Source organism: Mesorhizobium sp. M7A.F.Ca.MR.245.00.0.0 (assembly GCF_003997415.1).
GTDB lineage: Bacteria > Pseudomonadota > Alphaproteobacteria > Rhizobiales > Rhizobiaceae > Mesorhizobium.
The window spans coordinates 57,246-75,908 of the sequence record NZ_RZTE01000022.1; the positions used below are offsets into that span (position 1 = coordinate 57,246).

Sequence of the window (18,663 nt, forward strand, 5' to 3'; positions counted from 1 at the left end):
CGTCTAAAAATGACTACCGATGAGAAGGCCCTCGCCTCTGTGCGCCGGCCAGACTTTCACCCCCATGACCGCTTCGTCACCATAGAAGCCGTCGCCACCTATCTCGCCGCATTTCATGATCAACACCCGGACGGCAGATCAATCATCGAACACCAAATCACCGAGAAATGGCAGGGTTTGGTCAGCGAGACGGGCATGTGCGTCTATCATCCGTCCGTGTTCGAGATCATGCAGCGGACCACCGACCCGAAGACCCTGACAGACCGCGAGGTTCTGTTCTTGGTCATGACCGCGGATTGCCCTGACACGTACACGGCAGCCGACTGGGACGCGATGGTCGCTCAGCGGCTTGAGGCTGCCAACCACCGCAGAGATGCTGCAAAACGAAAGGAGAGGAATAGCCACGACGATGAACGGGCCGAGCGTGGCGGTCGGGAACGGCTGATGCTCGATCCCATACCGGGCCAGCGGGTGATCCCCGACGAGGCCCTCTCACAGCGCGCCAAGATGCGCAGAACGAAGTCACTGAAAGCAGCACAGGAGCAAAGGAAATCGAGACGAATGATAGCGCAGGGCATCGTGCTCCAGCCGAGCAAGGATGAGTGGCGGGCAATGAACCCTGAACAAGTCAAGCAATACCACCAGACCATCGACCGCTTGGTTACGATGGGCACCCTCGACCCGTTCGCGGTGGACGAGATCGAGAACCCCGAGGGCTCGCCAATAGCGTATCTCTACCGAATGGGTCGGATGACCGCCAAGGGTGACCGGGCATGACGTTCGATGACATCAGGCGGCGTGACTGGGCTGCGACCTATCCCACGCGAGAGGCAGCCCTTGCCTTGGTTGAATGGATCAAGGCCGACTGGGAAACCATCTCGCAGCTGGACCGGAGACTGCCGGGGATCGGCATCGAATGGACCCAGAGCTTCAACACGGCTGCTGAACGATGCTTTGAAGTCTACGGCTATCCCGAGCTTGAGGCTGTGGCAGTCGCACGTCGTATTGCCGAGATGTCTATGAGACCCACAGCGCCGCGTGGAAGGGTCGCCGGAGGCAGCGATGGTCTTACCGGAGCAACTACCCCAACCGGCCTTGGCGCGCGTCCTGAAGGCCCACAGCCGATGACCTTTGGGTTCACGCCAAGGCGCTGACCCAACCACCACCAGACCGACATACCGCACTCGGAGCAATGACGCGCCGGGGCGATCCATCACGACGAGAAGGAACAAACACCAATGAACGATTTCAGCAAGGCCTCCGGGCTCCAGATCAACAGCAACCAGGTCGACATTCGCGGACAGGAAGCACGGGACCGACAGGGCCTTGAAAACCGCGTGGACCAGATGCGGCGCGACCATGAGCAGGCCGAGAAGGACCGGAAGCAAGCCGCCTTTCAAGAGCAGATCGCGGCCCAGACAGAGGCAGGCTTGCGGGCCAATCAACAGCTTCAGGCTAAGCGCCTTGGCATCAACACCGGGCAGGCCCTGACCGAAGGCCAGAAGGCTCAGATAACAGCAGCTAAGCCCATGAATGGCTCGGCACCGCAGGCCCTTGTGGATCAGCTTGCGGTGACCGTTGGTGGGATCCAGTTGGGACCCCAGCAAGCCAAGGACATGGCGGCACGTGGGGAGATCAGCCAGGGCGATTACGTTGCGGCTGTGAACGCCGCTCTGGTCCCCTACGGTTATTCTTTCAGGTAACCACGGAGGCCGAGAGTGACGAGGGGGCTGCGGCCCCTGAATTGCCTGCCGTGGATGACAAGGCCCAGAACGAGGAACTGACCAACGACGAGAAGGAGGAAAAGGAACATAACGAATTTGTACGCATGGCCGACCAGAGCCTTGATCGGTTCCGTGACACGCATAGCGAACCCCAACAGCAATTCATCGTGGACGCCTACGTGGAAACCGGAGAAATCCTTACCGGCGAAGCCTACGGCATCGACCCGGTTGAAGCGGCTGTGGTCGAGACTGCATTCAGTCAGCATCTGGACCGCAACGTCCTTCGGCAGCATGGGCTGACGCTGGCGACCTACTTCGAGCATGTGGACGAGGCCGATTACCCGGCGCTCCGCAGGGCTGCGGCCAAGGGCGAATGGCACGTCTTCCACGGCCATGCCCAAGCCATAGCAGCCGCCCGGAAGACCGGCACAGCCTTCACTGAGTGACGCCTATCCCATCCCCCGATGCATCGCCCCAAGAGGTGTGTCGGGGGCTGAAGCTCAAACATGGCGGTGCACTACTCAGGACCCTCTCTATCGCCGGCCCCAGATTGCGGTATGTTACTCAAAGGGGGAACTAAAGATGTGCAACTGGCTTGGGGAAAAGAGTGGTGAAATCCAGGCAGTGGCGGCAATTCTCGGCGTTGTTGTTGGTATCGTAGGGTTCGGTGCGACTGCGTGGCAGCTTCGTTCAGCAAATTATTCGCTCCAAGCGTCTAACACTTACACCATTCAACACGATGCACGAGAGTTAGCTGCACAGGTGCTTTCGCGCGGATTTGTCAAAAAATTGAGACAAGGAACGTTGCCAACGGAGGAGCGTGAGGAAGCAAAAAACGACTTCTGGGCGATGCTTAATTTCTATCTTTCTGTCTACAGGCAACTTGAGGCTGGCGGAATCAACGAGAAGATTGGCGACGCCTTCGGGCAGGATTTTTGCCAATTGCTTTCTGAAAAAAGCATGGCGGAGGCATTCGACGAGATGCTGGCCGAGAAGAGAATCACCCAAAACTACGTGGCTATGAGGGAGGCGTGGTGTGCGAATTAGGTTCTTTGCTCCGGCCTTGATTTGTATTGCACTTTGCACCGGCACCCACGCCGGAGAGTTCGGAAATGTGCTCGGCGGTTCAGCGGGTGCAGGACAGTCACGGGACGCCAGTGCAACAGCACTCGAAGCCGTGGGCAAAGTGATCGAAGGGCTTCGTCAGAGGGAGCTTCTGCCAGGCTCCGGTGGCGAACAATTCCAGCAAGCGGCCCAGTTATTTGCAGACGCAGCCAAAAAGATGGAAGCCGTACTTCCCTTTCTTCCTGATGAAGAACTCACCCAGCAGCAGTTTGCATTCCTGACCGAACTCAAGGGAGCAGATGCCCAGACCTATGCAGTGATCGGCGAAACGAAGAGCCTGAAGGACGTCTATCGGAGTTTCGCCAACGTCACACAGCAGATGTCGAGTGCGGTAGGAAGCCTTGCGGGACAAGCGAACGCTTTCCGGACAATCTCTCCCATGCTGATAACGTACTTCCGAGTGGCTGATAGCGTGGTGGCCCTGCAAGAGCGACATTGATTTGCGATCCTCATCTTGCATCGTCATTTCGCTTGACCAAGAGATACACCGCTGCTACCTCTTGAGATACACCAAGGCGGTCGACGCTTTGGAGAAGCGGTAGCCGCAAGCGATTGGAAATAAAGACTCTTCTGGTCTTTTTGCACCCGGTTCGATTTACCAAATTTGTCCGGCCCGGGGAGCCAAATTTTTCAAGGCCTTGAGACGGTCAGGTCGCCCATAGGGGCTGATCTATGGCATGTCTGCAAAATCGTGGTCAGCAGGTTGATTCTCAACTTGACCTGGCGCCGCTGTCCAGCGCTCTCGATGACGCCACGGCATCGGGAAGGTTCGCGCGAGCAGGCATAAGGCCTTGCTGCTATCTCGGCGATCTTATCTCTTGCCGCCGTTCGGGTTGGGTGCCGGTGCCTCTCGCACAACTCGGGGTGGCGGGTCGACATGCTCAAGCTCGGGCGGGGCTTCTTTGTCCCGGCGTTGCACAGGTACCTTCTCCGGTGCGGGCGTCGATGGTGGCTCTTTGATCTTGCTTGGCATAATCGAGTTAACCGCCCTGCCGGTCTCTTGTTCCGTAGCGAGCAGAAAACCTGAATGCGTGGGGAACCGGGAACATCGAAGAGCGTTTTCTCGCATGCTGAAGAAGATCGCCCTCGCCGCCGTGCTGGTCCAGGTTGCCGCGTTTTCGGCTCTCATCACCCAGACGGTCCTCTTCGCGTCCACGGCCACACAGGCCGCCAACGCGCAGCCCGATGACGCAGTTGCTGTGACCGCCGAGAACGAACGGGACAAGCCGGCGCAGCCTATTGTTGCCGGCCAATGCCCAACGCGGCTTGTGGCGAGCAAGGTCTTCACGGGGAACGTAATTACGGCGCAACAATAGCTCGCCATCGATGCCGGCCATCCGTCGATCCCCCCAATTTAAGTCAGGGCGATGTGCTTGAAAGCGCAATGATTCCTGTTACTTGCGGCGCAGGGCGAGTGCGTTTGGGTTGGGCAAGAATTGGTATGATTTCATCGAATATGGAATGCCCGCGCTGTCATGGCAGCGGCAGGGTTTTCGACTGCTCCAAGTGGCACGCGTCAAACGGGCACTGCTGCCCGCAGGGAACCCATCGGGGTGGCTGCCCCGGAAAGACGGGCGCCTGCGCGGAATGCGACGGCCTGGGGACGATGGCGGAGCCTCCGCTGAGAGCCGTGGCGTAATCTGCGAGAGCGGCCCATGCCGCTGATGACGGCGCGGAGGCGCCCGAACGAGCATATCTTACTCTGTTGGTGTTTCTACGGGTGGTGCGGTCAGAACCGTGATGTCCATCCTGGCAATCTTGGATGCCGCGCGGCCTTGCGCGCCAGCATCCATATCGCCGCCTGCGGCAACCATGATTTTGGCCAGATGTCCCACGGCGTCCGCGCTGCGGCCCGGCGAAAATCCTTCGCCGGTTTGCGGCTTCCCCACTGCCGTTTGTTTTTCCGGGACATGCGGATGTTGACTTGCGATAGCGGAAACCATTTGAATCTCCTGTGGCGACGCTTCGAACATTATATTAGCGCTGACTGTTGCGAGGCTGACCTAGCCAGTCGCCAAAAACCGCACCAGGAGTTCGAACAAACGATCGAGCCGCCCCGCTACAAGGTGAACTGGTAGGACAACTCACCTTGTAGCGATGTGAAAACGACGATGCAGGCCCGGCCATCCTGTAGCGCCGCCCTTTTATCAAGGCTAAGCGGTAACCCCACCGCGACCTGACCTTGTGCCGTCCATCCAAGGGAACTGAGCAAGCGGGTCCTGCAGGATCTTGACGGATCTTGCGAAGCCGGCGACGGCATCGCGCGCCACCGTCAGCGGAACCTGGCCGTCGTGAGCACGCTGGCAGGCTCGAAAGGCCGTCTCGAAAATCGGACCCCGCCGTTCCCTTGGCCACTCGTCAAAGAAGTCGAACGCGTCGTCGAGGCAGCCTATTTCTTGAATGAACCCGCCATTCTTGACCAGGACCGGTTGGTCGAACGTCCTGTCACTCATGTAATCCTCCATTCGGCACGGTGGGTTGTTGCTGGTTCGGGAAATCATGCGATTGCATGCTCCGGCTCGGCCAACATGCCGCCACCTCCACGCCCGGGCGGCACCGTTGCAAAGGCCGGGATTGGCGGCGGATCATCGTCGTCATCTCGCCAGGGGTGCCGCATCCAACCGAGACGGCTCTTCCTGCGGCGCCGGTCGAAAGACAGGCTGACGGTTGCCGACACCTTTGAAACACGCGTTTCCCGCCCGGATTCGTCCAGGAGGTGGAGCGCGCGAAGTATGTCGCTGACTTCCACGATGGCGCCGTTGTCCAATTGCCGCAATGCGGGATTGTCAGGAACCGCATGAACGTCGGAAGCCCAGAAAGCGAGCAAAGCCCGTTTTGCACCGATCGTCATCGTCTCCTCGTTCAGCACATCATCCGGCGTCCGCAATCCAGCGGATTCCGCGGCAAGATTTTTCGGTTCAGGTTGGTGAAAACTGTAGGTTTCGGTTCTCATCTCCATTCTCCGCGATCTGTGCCTCCCGGCCGAACCGGGAGGCGGACCGTAGATCTAGGTTCCAGGAATCAGGCGACCTCGCGCTGAGGCTCCGCATCCGAATCGATCAACTGCTTCTTGCCGGGTTGCTCGAGCGAAACCGCTTTGGCTTCGGACCCTATCTCAATGCGCCGAGGCTTGAGTTCCTCGGGCACTTCGCGGATCAGGTCCACCGACAGCAAGCCATTCTCGAGGTTGGCCGCCTTGACCTTTACATGGTCGGCAAGTTTGAACACCTGCTTGAAGTTGCCCGTCGCCAAGCCGCGATGAAGGACCTCCCGGTTTTCCTGGTCGGGTTTCCTTTGGCCGATGACAGACAATTCGGGGCCGTTCTGCATGAGTTCGACCTCATCGAGAGCGAAGCCGGCGATAGCCATCGTAATGCGATAGTCGTGCTCGCCAATCTTCTCGATATTGTAGGGAGGCCAGTCAGAGCGCACGCTTTTTTCGAGCATATCGAAGAGACGGTCGAAGCCGACCGTTGTGCGGTAAAGAGGGGTATAATCAAAGCTTCTCATAGCCATATCCTCCGTGAAGCAACATGGGTTACGAGGCTGTCGCAGCGCCTCTGCGACGCCAGTATGTCGAGCCGAAGCCTCGACGGAAAACGATCTGGTAATCGTGTTTTTTTCCGTCAAGAGGGGCGTAAAAAATTTTCTGGCCGGCAGGCAGGTGCCCAAGGCGCTGCCTTGCGTGCTGCTGGCCACTGCGCGATGTTGACGCCAGGGGTGGAGCGAATCATGCGAAAAATTTTGATGTCCGGACTGCTGCTCGCGGTGGCCTTTTCCGCGAACCCGGCCCACGCGCTGGACAGCAGCGGCACGCCTGTCGTCGTGACACCTCTTGCGTCGCGCACGACGACCGCGTCCGGCCAACCGATCACGTTGCCGCAGAAGAACGTGCAGGTGCTGGTCTCGACCTACGACATCGCGTCGGGCGCGACCTTGCCGGTCCACAGGCACCCCTTTCCGCGCTACGCCTATGTCCAGGCCGGCACGCTGAAGGTCACCAATGTCGAGACCGGCATCAGCAACACCTACAAGGCTGGCGATTTCATCATCGAAATGATCAGCCAGTGGCATCAGGCCACCAATATCGGGGATGTCGAAGTGAAGCTTCTTGTGATCGATCAGGTCGAGCAAGGCGCCAAGAATACGGAATTGCGCCAATAACCGCTAAGTCCGTGCCCGAAGGCGGAAGGCTGTTCGCGCTTTCGCTGCGACCGGCCCGGTGCTAGGGCTGGCGAGAAATCATGGACTGGATCGCCCCTTGACCAAAGCTCTCCGCCTTCCGCTGATCGAAATCTGTGTCGAAGGCATTGACGGCCTTCTCGCGGCCCAAGCCGCCGGCGCCGACCGGGTCGAACTATGCGCCAGCCTGATCGAAGGCGGTATCACGCCGAGCCTCGGCACGGTCCGCGCCGCCCTCGAGCAGGCAAGTGTGCCGTTTCACGTCATGGTGCGGCCACGCGGCGGCGATTTTCTCTACAGTGAGACCGAATATGCCTCGATGCTGGCCGATGTCTCGGCATTGCGCGAACTCGGCGTGCCCGGCGTGGTGTTTGGCTGCCTGAACGCCGATGGCACCATGGACGAGGCGCGCATGAGCGAACTGACGCAGGCGGCAGGCCCCTTGAACGTCACCTGTCATCGCGCCTTCGACATGACGCGCGACCCGGCCGAGGCGCTCGAATCGCTGATCCGCAGCAAGGTCGGCCGCGTGCTGACCAGCGGCCTGCGTGACACTGCCATCGAAGGCTTGCCGCTGTTGGCGGATCTGGTGCGGCAGGCCGGCGAGCGCATCGTCATCCTCGGCTGCGGCGGACTGGATTTGCACAACATTGCCGAAGTGCGCAGCAAAACCGGCCTTTCCGAAATGCATTTCGCCGCCCTCAAGGATGTGCCGAGTGCCATGGACTACCGCAATCCCCATGTCGGCATGGGTGGCTCCGATCTCGATCGCGAGTATCGCAACACGCTCACCGACACATCACTGGTGGCGGCAACGATCGCGGCGGCCAAGGCATGACCTCGACCCCTGCCCCGATAGCCCGTGTGTCGGCCGCAGACGAAGCGGCGATCCTGGCGCTCAACAACGAGCATGCCGCCGAACTGTCATGGCTGCAATCCGAAAAGCTGTCCTTCCTGCTCGGCGAAGCGTTTTACACCAGGCGCATCGGCGATCTCGAAGCCTTCATCATGACCTTCGACCAGGACGCCCGCTACGACAGCCCGAATTTCCTGTGGTTCCGCGAGCGCTATGAGCGGTTCGTCTATGTCGACCGCGTCGTCGTGGCGGCGCATGCGCGCGGCCGCGGCCATGCCCGCCGGCTCTATCAGGATCTGTTCGGCCATGTTGAGCGCGCCGGCTACAATCTGGTCACCTGCGAAGTCAACACCGACCCGCCGAACCCCGCCTCGGATGTCTTTCACGCCGCCCTTGGCTTCACTGAGGCCGGCGACGCCGTCATCCACGGCGGCAAGAAAGCAGTCCGCTATTACGTCAGACCGCTGCAGGCATAGCGAGGGCGGGCGCACCGCAAGACGGCCTGAACGCCCTGTTGCTCACCAGTTGCGGTTGAGCCATTCGCGCGCCGGGCGCTCGATGAGGTAATAGCTGCAGGCCGCGCAAGCGAAGACCGCGGCCAGCATCGGGATCGGCGCGCTGCCTTGCTCATAGACGAATTTGTAGAACGGCTGCTGCCACAAATAGAGCGAATACGACCACAGACCCAACGTCGCCATCGGCCAGGAGGACAGCAATCCGGAAAAATACCGTGGGCTGAAATCGAGTGCGTTGACGGCCAGAGCCAGCAGCGGCACCGCGAAGAGATAGTGGATCGGCGTCGGCACCTGATCCAGGAACAGGACAACGGCGCAGATCGTTGCCACCAGGGCCACATGCTTGCCTCTCAAAAACGCCGGCAGCATGCCGTCGGCCTTCAGCAGGCAGATCGAAGCCGACAGCAGGATCGACGCGATGTGCACGTCGGTGCGCCAATAAGTGGTTTCGTAGTCCATGCCGAAGACCCAGTACGAAACCGCACCATTGGCCATGGCCAGCAAGGCCAGCGCCAGGAGCAGCACGACCACGCGAGAGCGACTTGAGACGATGACGCTGATCAGCGCCAGGATGATGTAGGCGTGCTCCTCGATGCAGAGCGACCAGATATGGTCGAGAGCCCCTGCCCGCGTCACGAGAATGCCGGCATAGTTGTAGGTGAATGTCAGCGCCGTCAGCGCCGCCTTCCATTTGAAGGCGATGAATGTGCCGGACAGCGCAATCATCGCGACGACTACGAAGACCAAAAGAGCCGGATAGATGCGGGAGAAGCGGCGTTTGAAGAATTTTTTCAGCGGGTAGCGTTCGATGAACAGGATCTCGCCCATCAGCCGGCCGCTGAGCACGAAAAAGAATTCGACGCCCAGCACGCCAAGATTGATTCCCGGAACCGGAAAGAAATGGCCGATCAGCACCAGTGCGATCGAAAGCCCGCGCCAGCCGTCGAGATAGGCCAGTCTTGTTCTGGTTGATCTGTCGGCGGCGGATCGGGACGGAACGACATGCGTCGCGGAAATGTCGGTCATGCCGATCCTCTCGCAAATAGGCATGCGAAAGGGCACGACATTTCGAACCCGGCTCGCATTCCCGCCCAAATCCATATTGCAGTGCAATATGGATTTGTGCAAGTGCGAGATTGCCGCCGGTGCAGTTCCAGGTGAAGTGTCGGCGGAAGAAATTGCTCAGGCAAACGATTGGTGCAGGGCGATTCCATTAAAAGTTTGGACAACTACAGGTCGCCACAAAAGGAAAAGGGGCCGCATGACCCCTTCTCCGTGTCCACAACGGATCGTGTCAGGCGTTGGCGGCAGCCACCGCGCGCTTGGCCATCACCGCGATCAGATTGGCGCGGTAGTCGGCCGAGGCATGGATGTCAGTCATCAAATTCTTCGCCGGCACTTTCACCCCTTCGAGTGCCGAGGCCGCGAAGTTCCCGGCTAATACTGCCTCGATCTCCTTCGAACGAAAAACGCCGTCGTCGCCGGCACCGGTAACGGCGACGCTGACGCCATCCTTGCCCTTGGCCACGAACACGCCGACGATGGCGTAGCGCGATGCCGGATTGCGGAATTTTTCATAGGCCGCCTTGGCCGGCGCGGTGAAGGTGACGGCGGTGACGATCTCGCCATCCTTCAACGAGGTCTCGAACAGGCCCTTGAAGAACTTGTCGGCAGCGATCTCGCGCTTGTTGGTGACGATGGTCGCGCCCAACGCCAGCAGCGCCGCCGGATAATCGGCCGCCGGATCGTTGTTGGCGATCGAGCCGCCGATCGTTCCCTTGTGGCGCACCGCCGGATCGCCGATCAGCGATGCCAGATGGGAAAGCGCCGGACAGGCCTTCTTCAGCTTCTCGTCATTGGCAACAGCATTATGCGTGGTGGCAGCGCCGATGGTGACGGTCTTGCCCGACACCGTGACGCCCTGCAGCTCCGTGATCCGCGACAGGTCGACAAGGTCGGACGGCGCGGCAAGCCGCGTCTTCATCGCCGGGATCAGCGTCATACCGCCCGAAAGCAGCTTGGCGTCGCCGGTCTTGATCAGCTTGGCGGCATCGGCGACCGAGGCGGCGCGATGATAGTTGACTGCGTACATTTGTCTTTCTCCCCTGGGTGAAAGAGCGAGCAGGAAGTAGCGAACATTCTCTTCCCTATTCGCTACCCCTATTCGCCATTCGCGTTCAATGTTTCGTCGCGCGGATCGCGGCCCACACGGTGGACGGCGAAGCCGGCATGGCAAGATCGTTGCTGCCGATGGCGTCGGTGATAGCGTTGATCACCGCCGGCGGCGAGCCGATGGCGCCGGCCTCGCCGCAACCCTTGATCCCCAACGGATTGCCCGGGCAAGGGGTGTTCGAGGTCGATACCTTGAACGACGGCAAATCGCCGGCGCGCGGCATGGTGTAGTCCATGTAGCTCGCGGTCAGCAATTGTCCGCTGTTGTCGTAATAGGCGCCTTCGAGCAGCGCCTGGCCAATGCCTTGCGCCAGCCCGCCATGCACCTGGCCCTCGACGATCATCGGGTTGATGATGTTGCCGAAATCGTCGGCGGCGACGAACTGGACGATCTCGGTCACGCCGGTTTCCGGGTCGACCTCGACCTCGCAGATGTAGCAGCCCGCGGGGAAGGTGAAATTGGACGGATCGTAGAACGCCGTCTCCTTCAGCCCGGGCTCCATGCCACCAGGCAGATTGTGGGCGGTGTAGGCGGCCAGCGCCATCTGGAACCACGGCACGTTCTTGTCGGTGCCGGCCACCTTCAGCGCGCCGTTCTCGATGATGATGTCGCCTTCGTCGGCCTCAAGCAGGTGCGCCGCGATCTTCTTGGCCTTGGCCTCGACCTTGTCGAGCGCCTTGACGATGGCTGACATGCCGACCGCACCCGAGCGCGAGCCATAAGTGCCCATGCCCATCTGCACCTTGTCGGTATCGCCATGCACGATCGAGACCGAATCGAGCGGCACGCCGAAGCGCTCATTGACCAGTTGCGCGAAGGTCGTCTCATGGCCCTGGCCGTGGCTGTGAGAGCCGGTCAGCACCTCGATCGTGCCGACCGCGTTGACGCGCACTTCCGCCGATTCCCAAAGGCCGACACCGGCACCGAGCGAGCCGACGGCCGCAGACGGCGCGATGCCGCAGGCCTCGATGTAGCAGCTCATGCCGATGCCGCGCAGCAACCCCTTGTTGGCGGCGGCGGCCTTGCGCTTGGCGAAGCCGGCATAGTCCGACGCCTGCATTGCCGCATCGAGCGAAGCGGCATAGTCGCCGGCGTCATAGCACATGATGACCGGCGTCTGATGCGGAAACGCTGTGACGAAGTTCTTGCGCCGCAGCTCGGCCGGCGAAACGCCGAACTGGCGTGCCGCCGTCTCCATCATGCGCTCCATGACGAAGGTCGCTTCCGGCCGCCCTGCCCCGCGATAGGCATCGACGGGCGCGGTGTTGGTGTAGATCGCCTTCACATTGGCGTGGATGGCCGGGATGTTGTACTGGCCCGACAGCAGCGTCGCATAGAGATAGGTCGGCGTCGCCGATGAAAACAGCGACATATAGGCGCCGAGATTGGCCTGGGTTTCCACCTTCAGGCCGAGGATCCTGTGGTCCTTGTCGAAGGCCATTTCAGCATGGGTGTGATGGTCGCGGCCATGCGCGTCGGTCAGAAAACTCTCGGTCCGGTCGGCCACCCATTTGACCGGCACGCCGGTCTTCTTCGACGCCCACAGGCAGACGATCTCTTCGGGATAGATGTAGATCTTCGAGCCGAAGCCGCCGCCGACATCGGGCGCGATCACGCGCAGCTTGTTTTCCGGCGCCACATTGTAGAAGGCGCTCATCACCAGCCGCGCCACATGCGGATTCTGCGAGGTCGTCCAGCAGGTATAGTGATCCTCGGCCTTGTCGTAATGGCCAAGTGCGGCGCGCGGCTCCATGGCATTGGGCACCAGCCGGTTGTTGATGATGTCCATCTTGACGACATGGGCCGCCTTCCCGAAGGCCGCCGCGGTGTCGTCGGCGTTGCCGATGTCCCAGTCGAAGATCAGATTGTTGTCCGCTTCGGGGTGGATCTGCGGCGCACCCTTGTCCATCGCCTTGGAGGCATCGACGACGGCCTTCAGCTCCTTGTATGTGATCTCGACCGCCTCGGCGGCGTCGCGCGCCTGCCCCTTGGTCTCGGCGACGACGATGACGACGGCGTCGCCGACATAACGGACCCGGTCGAAAGCCAGTGGCGACCACGCTCCCATTTTCATCGGCGAGCCGTCCTTGGAGTGGATCATCCAGCCGCAGATGAGATTGCCGATGCCGTCGGCCTTGAGTTCCTTGCCGGTCAGCACGCCGATGACGCCGGGCATGCCTTGGGCCTTCTTCACATCGATCTTCTTGATCTGCGCATGCGCGTGCGGACTGCGCACAAAGGCGGCGTGCTTCATGCCGGGAACCACCATGTCGTCGACATAGCGGCCGGCGCCCGTGATGAACCGTTTGTCTTCCTTGCGCGCGACCCGAGCGCCAACACCTTCAATGCCCATCAGAAATTCCTCCGGAATTTATGGGAGTAGGGCAGTAGGGAGTAAGGGAGTAGGGAAAAGGGCCTCGTTGCGTTGGCCTTTTTGCCCTACTCCCCTACTGCCCTACTCCCTTATTCCCTTGCCTAAGCAGCTTGTTTCGCCTTACCCTTCGACCCCTTCATCGTCATCGATGCGGCGAGGATCGCCTTGACGATGTTGTGGTAGCCGGTGCAGCGGCAGATGTTGCCGTCGAGCTCGGCACGCACCGTCGCCTCGTCGAGCCCTTCGGGGTGGCGGCTGATCATGTCGGTCGCCGTCATGATCATGCCGGGCGTGCAGAAGCCGCATTGCAGCCCGTGATGTTCCTTGAAGGCGGCCTGCACCGGATGCAGGTCGGCGCCATTGGCCAGGCCCTCGATCGTCAGCACGGTGGAGCCGGAGGCCTGCACCGCGAGCATCGTACAGGATTTGACCGCCTTGCCATCGACGTGGACGACGCAGGCACCGCATTGCGAGGTGTCGCAACCGACATGCGTGCCGGTAAGGCCGAGATTTTCCCGCAGGAAGTGAACCAGAAGTGTTCGGTCCTCGGCAGCACCGCTGACCCGCTTTCCGTTCACCATCAACGAAACGTCCGACATGGTCCCTCCCTGGGTATCAACCTTGGTATCCACGCTGCCGACGCGGTATTCGCGCTTCGGTGGTGCATTATTCGTACACCGCACATCGGACAAAAAACAGCACGTCGCAAACGCGGAACATTGTACTTTCGGTCATGGCCGCGCCCAAACATGCGGTGCCGGTGGCCCCATTGCCAAACCGCCGATTGAAGGCAACAATGTCGGTCGACGCCCGCGCGCCAGAAGCATTTAAAAACAGCCGCGCACAAAAAAGCGTCGGAGGAAATGCGGAGAACATCGCTGGCCAATTCACAGACGCGCTATGCATGCGGCCTGTCGGCGCTCACCACGGACGAGCCCGACATGGAGGCGTTCGCCAAGGCGATCGCACTGGAAGCAGCCGCCATCGACGCAGGCTTTGCCCTGCTGTTCTTTTCCCAGAGCCTGGTCGAAGCCAGCGCCCTTTCCCAGGCGCTCATGACCCACGCACCGGCGCTCCACCACGCCGGCTGTTCGACTGCCGGCGAGATCACGCCGCAAGGTCTCGAGGATGGCCATGTGCTGGCCATGCTGCTTCCGTCCACCGCGTTCACCGCCGTCAGCGTGATGGTCGAAAATCTGTCCTCGTCGGGTATGGACAGGATCACCGGCGAGGTGGAGACCCTGCGGCGATCGCTGCGCGCGCGCCTTGGTTGCGATCGGACGAAAGGCACTTTCGCGCTCTGCTTCATCGACGGGCTCTCTTATGCCGAAGAAGCGGTGAGTTCAGCCATCCACTGGGGCCTCGACGACATTCCGCTGCTTGGCGGCTCCGCCGGCGACGATCTGAAATTCGAGACGACGCGCCTGATCTCGAACGGCAAGGTCACCTCCGACAGCGCCATCATCGTGCTGATATCGACCGAAATTCCCTTCCATGTCTTCAAGACCGACAATTTCGTTCCCACCGATGAAAAACTGGTGGTGACGGCTTCCGATCCCGATCATCGCATCGTGCGCGAGTTCAATGCCACCAATGCGGCGCAGGAATATTCCGCGTCCGTCGGCATCGTCGCGCAGATGCTGACGCCACTGAGCTTCGCCTCGCATCCCGTGGTGGTGAAGGTGGGCGGCCAATATTATTGCCGGTCGATCCAGAAGATGCATGCCGACGGCTCGCTGTCGTTCTTCTGCGCCATAGACGATGGCGTTGTGCTGTCGATCGCTCAACCCAAGGACATGGTCGAATCGACGCGCGCCGCCCTGCGCGATGTCGAGGAGAGGCTTGGCGGTATCGACATGATCCTCGGCTTCGACTGCGTGCTGCGCCGGCTGGACGCGCGCAATCGGCAGGTGTTTCGCGAGATCTCGGAACTCTACCGGGTCAACAATGTCATCGGCTTCGGCACCTATGGCGAACAGTACCGGTCGATGCATCTGAACCAGACTTTCACCGGCATCGCCTTCGGCGAACGCCAGGCGGCGGAATAGGACGGCGCAACAAGATGCCGCTGAGGGACATAAACGATCTTGAAAAGCTGAAGAAGATCAACGCGGCGCTGGTCAGCCGCGTCGAGCGCTCTATGGACCAGCAAGGCAACGCCTTTTCGCTGTTCCAGACCGCGATTTCGCTGGAAAACCGGGTGCGCACACGTACCGAGGAACTGCACTCGACCTTGCGCCGGCTGGAGCAGTCGAACATCGACCTCAGCGCCGCCAAGGAAAACGCCGAACTGGCGAACCTGTCGAAAACCCGTTTCCTCGCCGCTGCCAGCCACGACGTGCTGCAGCCGCTGAACGCGGCCCATCTCTCGGTTTCGGCGCTCGCCGAAGTTCAGACCAGCGACGAGGGCAAGAAACTGGTGCGGCAGGTCGAGCGCTCGCTGGAGACGATGGAGGACCTGCTGCGAACCCTGCTCGACATCTCAAAGCTCGATGCCGGCGTGGTGCAGCCCGACATAAGCGATGTCAGCCTGGAAGCGCTGTTCTCGTCGCTCCGCTCGGATTTCCTGCCGGTGGCGGAGATGAAAGGCCTGTCGCTGAAATTCCGGCCGGTCCATGCGGTGGTCCGCTCCGACCGCACGCTGCTGCGCCGCATCCTGCAGAACATTCTCTCCAACGCGCTGGGCTATACACGCTCGGGCGGCGTGCTTGTCGGCACCAGGCATCGCGGCGACACCATCCGCATCGACGTCGCCGATACGGGCTGCGGCATTCCCGACGACCAGCGCGAGGCGGTGTTCGAGGAATTCCATCGCGGCACCTCGCCGGCCAATGCCGAACTGGACGGTGGCGGTCTCGGGCTCGGGCTCGCCATCGTGCGCCGCATGGCCAGCGCGCTCGGCCATCCCGTGACATTCTCGTCGAAGGTCGGACGCGGCACGATCTTCCACATCGATGTTCCGGTCGGCATCGGTGCGCCAGCCGATACCATCGCCAGCGTTGCCGACATGGAACGGCCGCGCGGCTATGGCCTGTTCGGCACCAAGGTGCTGCTGGTCGAGAACGATGTCGAAGTGCTGCAGGCCATGACCTTCCTGCTCGAACGCTGGCAATGCCTGGTGCGGGCCGCGACCTCGACCGACGATGCGCTCGACATGCTTGGCGACACCGACTGGGTGCCCGACATCGTCATTGCCGACCAGCATCTCGACGGCGGCGATCTCGGCACCACGACCATCGCCGAAGTCCGCGACTATCTCGGCCGCGCCGTGCCGGCGCTGATCGTCACCGCCGACAGTTCGGAAGCGGTCGCCAAAGCCGCCCGCTCTGGCGGCATCGAACTGATGCGCAAGCCGCTGAAGCCTGCGCAATTAAGGGCGCTGCTGGCGCATTTGCTGGCTTAACTAGTCATTTGTCTCCAGAGGGCCGAGCGCAGCAAAGCTCAAAATCCCGCCTGATCCCGAAACAGCTCGGCATTGTCCAGCTTCGAAACCTCGATCACCGCCTGCGTGCGGCTGTAGACATTGAGCTTGCGCAATATTTCCGAGACATGCGCCTTCACGGTCGTCTCGCCGACCTGCAGCTCGTAGGCGATCTGCTTGTTGAGCAGGCCCTGGCGCAGCATCTGCAGCACGCGCAATTGCTGGGGCGTCAGCGTCGACAGGCGCTGCACCATGTCGGCGCGGTCGACGCTGTCGGCGTCCGGCGTGCGGCCTTCATAGGTTTCCGGGACATAGATCGCGCCTTCCATCACCGAGCGTATGGCGGCGGCGAGGTCGCTCTTGCGCGCCGATTTCGGGATGAAGCCGGCAGCGCCGTAGGACAGCGCCTCGGAAATGATCTTCGGCTCCTCATAGCCTGAGACGATGACCACGGGCAGGCGCGGATAGCGGGTCCGGAGTTGCAGCAGCCCGTCAAAACCGTGCACGTCGGGCATCGAGAGGTCGAGAAGCGCGAGGTCGAACGGCTTGGCATCGGCCAGAAGATCGAGCGCCTCGGTGATCGAGCGCGCCTCCACCGTGTCGACTTCCGGATAGGCCATCTGCACGGCGCTGTGCAGCGCCTCGCGAAACAGCGGATGGTCGTCGATGATCAGGAACCGGGCGCGATCGTGGGTTGCGGTCATGGGGTTCATTTCAGTTCGTGAGCGATTAGAATAACCTCTCCACCATGGCCAGATTATTGCCAAATAGTATATCGCCATCTCCGGCGGAAAGTGCCGCCGGCACTTTCTCGACCAAATCGCCTTGTCCAGGCCCTAAATCGGTCGAATGTTCCGGCAACCAAGCAGAGACCCTTGATGACAGAATTCGTCCTTCCCCTGCCCGCAACCGCATCGGTGGCCGTTGCCGGTTCGTCCGATCGTTTTGCGGTGCGCCGTATCTACTGCGTCGGCCGCAACTACGCGGCGCATGCCCGCGAATTCGGCAATGACGAGCGTGATCCGCCCTTCTTCTTCACCAAGCCGGCCGACGCGGTGGTCGATTCCGGCACCGCTATCCCCTACCCGCCGCTGACGGCCAATCTGCACCACGAGATCGAACTGGTGGCCGCGATCGGCAAAGCCGGCTTCCGCATTCCCCGCGACAAGGCGCTGGACCATGTCTGGGGCTATGGTGTCGGCATCGACCTCACCCGCCGCGATCTGCAGGACGAGGCCAAGAAGGCCGCCCGGCCCTGGGACTGGTCGAAGGCCTTCGACCGCTCCGCCCCTTGCGGCCCGCTGGTGCAAGCGCAGGAATCCGGCCATCCACGGAAAGGCCGCATCTGGCTCGCCGTCAACGGCAAGGTCAGGCAGGACGCCGACCTCGCCGAACTGATCTGGCCGATATCGGATATCGTGTCGATCTGCAGCGAGGCGATGGAACTCGAGCCCGGCGACCTGATCTTCACCGGTACGCCGGCAGGGGTCGGCGCGGTTGGCCCCGGCGACACCATAACCGGCGGCGTCGACGGCATCGGGACCATCGAAGTGACCATCGGCCAACCGAAGTGAGGCCATGAGCGAACTCATCCTGCACAACTACTATCGCTCCTCCACCTCCTATCGGGTGCGGATCGCGCTGGAGATGAAGGGGCTGAGCTACGACTACGTCCCGCATCATTTGCGCCATGGCGAGCATCTGGAACCAGCCTATCTCGCGGTCAATCCGCAAGGGCTGGTGCCGGCGCTGATCCTCGGCGACGGCACGCTGCTGACGCAATCGCTGGCGATCATCGAATTCCTCGACGAGACCAGCCCGGAACCACCGCTGCTGCCGAAGGACCCGGCCGGCCGGGCCCGCGTGAGAATGCTGGCGCAGATGATCGCCTGCGACATCCACCCGGTGAACAATCTGCGTGTGCTGACCTCGCTGCGCACTCTGTTCGGCGCCGGCGACGAAGACATCACCAACTGGTTCCGCCACTGGGTGAACGAGGGTTTCCGGCCGCTTGAAAAGATCATGGCGTCGTCGGCGGAGACGGGTACATTCTGCCATGGCGATGCGCCGGGCCTGGCCGACATCTGCCTCGCCGCGCAGATTGCCAGCAACTCCCGCTTCGGCGTCGACTTGACCCCCTACCCGACGATCGCGCGCATCAACGCCGCCTGCCTGGCGCTGCCCGCCTTCCAGAAAGCCGCGCCCCAGAACCAGATCGATGCCGAGTAGAAAAGCCACCGACCCAGGTGAAGCCAAGGCGCTGGCCGATATAGAGGCTTATGGCTGCCACATC

The 18,663-nt window shown here is 61.3% G+C and carries 23 protein-coding genes; 14 read left to right on the plus strand and 9 right to left on the minus strand.

Annotated features, from left to right (window positions below; translation table 11 throughout):
* Window positions 1-9 precede the first annotated feature (9 nt).
* From EOB80_RS21385 to EOB80_RS21415, 7 genes are all read left to right on the plus strand, one after another.
* Window positions 10-777, plus strand: a complete 768-nt coding sequence (locus tag EOB80_RS21385) for a hypothetical protein (protein WP_127329549.1) — start codon at window positions 10-12, stop codon at window positions 775-777.
* Entirely contained in the window at window positions 774-1,154 is a 381-nt protein-coding gene (locus tag EOB80_RS21390; protein WP_127329551.1) for a hypothetical protein, read from the plus strand. The genes EOB80_RS21385 and EOB80_RS21390 overlap by 4 nt, the downstream gene beginning before the upstream one ends.
* An 84-nt stretch (window positions 1,155-1,238) precedes the next feature.
* Window positions 1,239-1,703: a hypothetical protein gene (locus EOB80_RS21395; RefSeq protein ID WP_127329553.1), complete on the plus strand. Its 465-nt coding sequence runs from the start codon at window positions 1,239-1,241 to the stop codon at window positions 1,701-1,703.
* A gap of 50 nt (window positions 1,704-1,753) precedes the next feature.
* A complete protein-coding gene (locus tag EOB80_RS21400; protein ID WP_127329555.1) occupies window positions 1,754-2,170 on the plus strand; it encodes a hypothetical protein in 417 nt (138 codons plus the stop codon).
* Window positions 2,171-2,306: 136 nt separating this feature from the next.
* Window positions 2,307-2,771: a hypothetical protein gene (locus EOB80_RS21405; RefSeq protein ID WP_127329557.1), complete on the plus strand. Its 465-nt coding sequence runs from the start codon at window positions 2,307-2,309 to the stop codon at window positions 2,769-2,771.
* Window positions 2,761-3,288 (plus strand): hypothetical protein, encoded by a 528-nt coding sequence (locus EOB80_RS21410; protein ID WP_127329559.1) that lies wholly within the window; start codon window positions 2,761-2,763, stop codon window positions 3,286-3,288. Before EOB80_RS21405 ends, EOB80_RS21410 begins: the two co-directional genes overlap by 11 nt.
* Window positions 3,289-3,916: 628 nt before the next feature.
* The gene (locus EOB80_RS21415; RefSeq protein WP_127329561.1) at window positions 3,917-4,165 is read left to right on the plus strand and encodes a hypothetical protein; all 249 of its coding nucleotides are present in this window, start codon (window positions 3,917-3,919) and stop codon (window positions 4,163-4,165) included.
* 381 nt (window positions 4,166-4,546) lie between these two features.
* Here EOB80_RS21415 and EOB80_RS21420 read toward each other — a convergent pair whose 3' ends face one another.
* The 4 genes from EOB80_RS21420 to EOB80_RS21435 form a co-directional block, all read right to left on the minus strand.
* A complete protein-coding gene (locus tag EOB80_RS21420; RefSeq protein WP_127329563.1) occupies window positions 4,547-4,792 on the minus strand; it encodes a hypothetical protein in 246 nt (81 codons plus the stop codon).
* Window positions 4,793-5,002: 210 nt separating this feature from the next.
* On the minus strand, window positions 5,003-5,302 hold the full coding sequence (locus tag EOB80_RS21425; RefSeq protein WP_127329565.1) for a DUF982 domain-containing protein: 300 nt from the start codon (window positions 5,300-5,302) through the stop codon (window positions 5,003-5,005).
* 44 nt (window positions 5,303-5,346) lie between these two features.
* The gene (locus EOB80_RS21430; protein WP_127322299.1) at window positions 5,347-5,802 is read right to left on the minus strand and encodes a hypothetical protein; all 456 of its coding nucleotides are present in this window, start codon (window positions 5,800-5,802) and stop codon (window positions 5,347-5,349) included.
* 68 nt (window positions 5,803-5,870) lie between these two features.
* On the minus strand, window positions 5,871-6,359 hold the full coding sequence (locus EOB80_RS21435; protein ID WP_127329611.1) for an Hsp20 family protein: 489 nt from the start codon (window positions 6,357-6,359) through the stop codon (window positions 5,871-5,873).
* Between the two features lie 222 nt (window positions 6,360-6,581).
* Here EOB80_RS21435 and EOB80_RS21440 point away from each other — a divergent pair, with 222 nt between their 5' ends.
* The 3 genes from EOB80_RS21440 to EOB80_RS21450 all read left to right on the plus strand — a co-directional run bounded on the left by EOB80_RS21440 (window position 6,582) and on the right by EOB80_RS21450 (window position 8,363).
* Window positions 6,582-7,013 carry a cupin domain-containing protein gene (locus EOB80_RS21440; protein ID WP_127329567.1) on the plus strand — a complete coding sequence of 144 codons (432 nt, stop codon included), beginning with the start codon at window positions 6,582-6,584 and terminating at the stop codon, window positions 7,011-7,013.
* A 97-nt stretch (window positions 7,014-7,110) separates the two neighbouring features.
* Complete coding sequence (locus EOB80_RS21445; RefSeq protein ID WP_245466411.1) at window positions 7,111-7,869, plus strand: copper homeostasis protein CutC; 759 nt, start codon at window positions 7,111-7,113, stop codon at window positions 7,867-7,869.
* Window positions 7,866-8,363 carry a GNAT family N-acetyltransferase gene (locus tag EOB80_RS21450; RefSeq protein ID WP_127329569.1) on the plus strand — a complete coding sequence of 166 codons (498 nt, stop codon included), beginning with the start codon at window positions 7,866-7,868 and terminating at the stop codon, window positions 8,361-8,363. The genes EOB80_RS21445 and EOB80_RS21450 overlap by 4 nt, the downstream gene beginning before the upstream one ends.
* Before the next feature lie 42 nt (window positions 8,364-8,405).
* On the opposite strand, the gene EOB80_RS21455 is transcribed toward EOB80_RS21450, so the two are convergent.
* The 4 genes from EOB80_RS21455 to EOB80_RS21470 form a co-directional block, all read right to left on the minus strand.
* Entirely contained in the window at window positions 8,406-9,428 is a 1,023-nt protein-coding gene (locus tag EOB80_RS21455) for an acyltransferase (RefSeq protein ID WP_127329571.1), read from the minus strand.
* Between the two features lie 268 nt (window positions 9,429-9,696).
* Window positions 9,697-10,494, minus strand: a complete 798-nt coding sequence (locus tag EOB80_RS21460) for a xanthine dehydrogenase family protein subunit M (protein ID WP_127329573.1) — start codon at window positions 10,492-10,494, stop codon at window positions 9,697-9,699.
* Window positions 10,495-10,579: 85 nt separating this feature from the next.
* Window positions 10,580-12,928, minus strand: coding sequence for a xanthine dehydrogenase family protein molybdopterin-binding subunit (locus EOB80_RS21465; RefSeq protein ID WP_023812221.1), 2,349 nt, complete (start codon window positions 12,926-12,928; stop codon window positions 10,580-10,582).
* A 122-nt stretch (window positions 12,929-13,050) separates the two neighbouring features.
* On the minus strand, window positions 13,051-13,548 hold the full coding sequence (locus EOB80_RS21470) for a (2Fe-2S)-binding protein (RefSeq protein WP_127291588.1): 498 nt from the start codon (window positions 13,546-13,548) through the stop codon (window positions 13,051-13,053).
* Between the two features lie 264 nt (window positions 13,549-13,812).
* On the opposite strand from EOB80_RS21470, the gene EOB80_RS21475 reads away from it, so the two are divergent.
* Complete coding sequence (locus EOB80_RS21475; RefSeq protein ID WP_127329575.1) at window positions 13,813-14,997, plus strand: FIST signal transduction protein; 1,185 nt, start codon at window positions 13,813-13,815, stop codon at window positions 14,995-14,997.
* A gap of 14 nt (window positions 14,998-15,011) precedes the next feature.
* Window positions 15,012-16,352 carry a hybrid sensor histidine kinase/response regulator gene (locus EOB80_RS21480; RefSeq protein WP_127329577.1) on the plus strand — a complete coding sequence of 447 codons (1,341 nt, stop codon included), beginning with the start codon at window positions 15,012-15,014 and terminating at the stop codon, window positions 16,350-16,352.
* 38 nt (window positions 16,353-16,390) lie between these two features.
* Here the strand turns inward: EOB80_RS21480 and EOB80_RS21485 are convergent, their stop codons facing one another.
* Complete coding sequence (locus EOB80_RS21485; RefSeq protein WP_164762678.1) at window positions 16,391-17,074, minus strand: response regulator transcription factor; 684 nt, start codon at window positions 17,072-17,074, stop codon at window positions 16,391-16,393.
* 174 nt (window positions 17,075-17,248) lie between these two features.
* Here EOB80_RS21485 and EOB80_RS21490 point away from each other — a divergent pair, with 174 nt between their 5' ends.
* Both EOB80_RS21490 and maiA read left to right on the plus strand, forming a co-directional pair.
* Window positions 17,249-17,944, plus strand: coding sequence for a fumarylacetoacetate hydrolase family protein (locus EOB80_RS21490; protein ID WP_127329581.1), 696 nt, complete (start codon window positions 17,249-17,251; stop codon window positions 17,942-17,944).
* Window positions 17,945-17,948: 4 nt separating this feature from the next.
* On the plus strand, window positions 17,949-18,599 hold the full coding sequence (gene maiA / locus EOB80_RS21495; RefSeq protein WP_127321574.1) for a maleylacetoacetate isomerase: 651 nt from the start codon (window positions 17,949-17,951) through the stop codon (window positions 18,597-18,599).
* Window positions 18,600-18,663 lie beyond the last annotated feature (64 nt).

Bases quoted from the DNA above. Each gene is read 5' to 3' on its own strand.
- EOB80_RS21470 (WP_127291588.1), bottom strand. From the start codon at position 13,548: ATGTCGGACGTTTCGTTGATGGTGAACGGAAAGCGGGTCAGCGGTGCT.
- EOB80_RS21480 (WP_127329577.1), top strand. From the start codon at position 15,012: ATGCCGCTGAGGGACATAAACGATCTTGAAAAGCTGAAGAAGATCAAC.
- EOB80_RS21405 (WP_127329557.1), top strand. From the start codon at position 2,307: ATGTGCAACTGGCTTGGGGAAAAGAGTGGTGAAATCCAGGCAGTGGCG.
- EOB80_RS21435 (WP_127329611.1), bottom strand. From the start codon at position 6,359: ATGAGAAGCTTTGATTATACCCCTCTTTACCGCACAACGGTCGGCTTC.
- EOB80_RS21385 (WP_127329549.1), top strand. From the start codon at position 10: ATGACTACCGATGAGAAGGCCCTCGCCTCTGTGCGCCGGCCAGACTTT.
- EOB80_RS21490 (WP_127329581.1), top strand. From the start codon at position 17,249: ATGACAGAATTCGTCCTTCCCCTGCCCGCAACCGCATCGGTGGCCGTT.
- EOB80_RS21440 (WP_127329567.1), top strand. From the start codon at position 6,582: ATGCGAAAAATTTTGATGTCCGGACTGCTGCTCGCGGTGGCCTTTTCC.
- EOB80_RS21455 (WP_127329571.1), bottom strand. From the start codon at position 9,428: ATGACCGACATTTCCGCGACGCATGTCGTTCCGTCCCGATCCGCCGCC.
- EOB80_RS21475 (WP_127329575.1), top strand. From the start codon at position 13,813: ATGCGGAGAACATCGCTGGCCAATTCACAGACGCGCTATGCATGCGGC.
- EOB80_RS21415 (WP_127329561.1), top strand. From the start codon at position 3,917: ATGCTGAAGAAGATCGCCCTCGCCGCCGTGCTGGTCCAGGTTGCCGCG.
- EOB80_RS21465 (WP_023812221.1), bottom strand. From the start codon at position 12,928: ATGGGCATTGAAGGTGTTGGCGCTCGGGTCGCGCGCAAGGAAGACAAA.
- EOB80_RS21430 (WP_127322299.1), bottom strand. From the start codon at position 5,802: ATGAGAACCGAAACCTACAGTTTTCACCAACCTGAACCGAAAAATCTT.
- EOB80_RS21485 (WP_164762678.1), bottom strand. From the start codon at position 17,074: ATGACCGCAACCCACGATCGCGCCCGGTTCCTGATCATCGACGACCAT.
- EOB80_RS21450 (WP_127329569.1), top strand. From the start codon at position 7,866: ATGACCTCGACCCCTGCCCCGATAGCCCGTGTGTCGGCCGCAGACGAA.
- EOB80_RS21390 (WP_127329551.1), top strand. From the start codon at position 774: ATGACGTTCGATGACATCAGGCGGCGTGACTGGGCTGCGACCTATCCC.
- EOB80_RS21425 (WP_127329565.1), bottom strand. From the start codon at position 5,302: ATGAGTGACAGGACGTTCGACCAACCGGTCCTGGTCAAGAATGGCGGG.
- EOB80_RS21395 (WP_127329553.1), top strand. From the start codon at position 1,239: ATGAACGATTTCAGCAAGGCCTCCGGGCTCCAGATCAACAGCAACCAG.
- EOB80_RS21460 (WP_127329573.1), bottom strand. From the start codon at position 10,494: ATGTACGCAGTCAACTATCATCGCGCCGCCTCGGTCGCCGATGCCGCC.
- maiA (WP_127321574.1), top strand. From the start codon at position 17,949: ATGAGCGAACTCATCCTGCACAACTACTATCGCTCCTCCACCTCCTAT.
- EOB80_RS21420 (WP_127329563.1), bottom strand. From the start codon at position 4,792: ATGGTTTCCGCTATCGCAAGTCAACATCCGCATGTCCCGGAAAAACAA.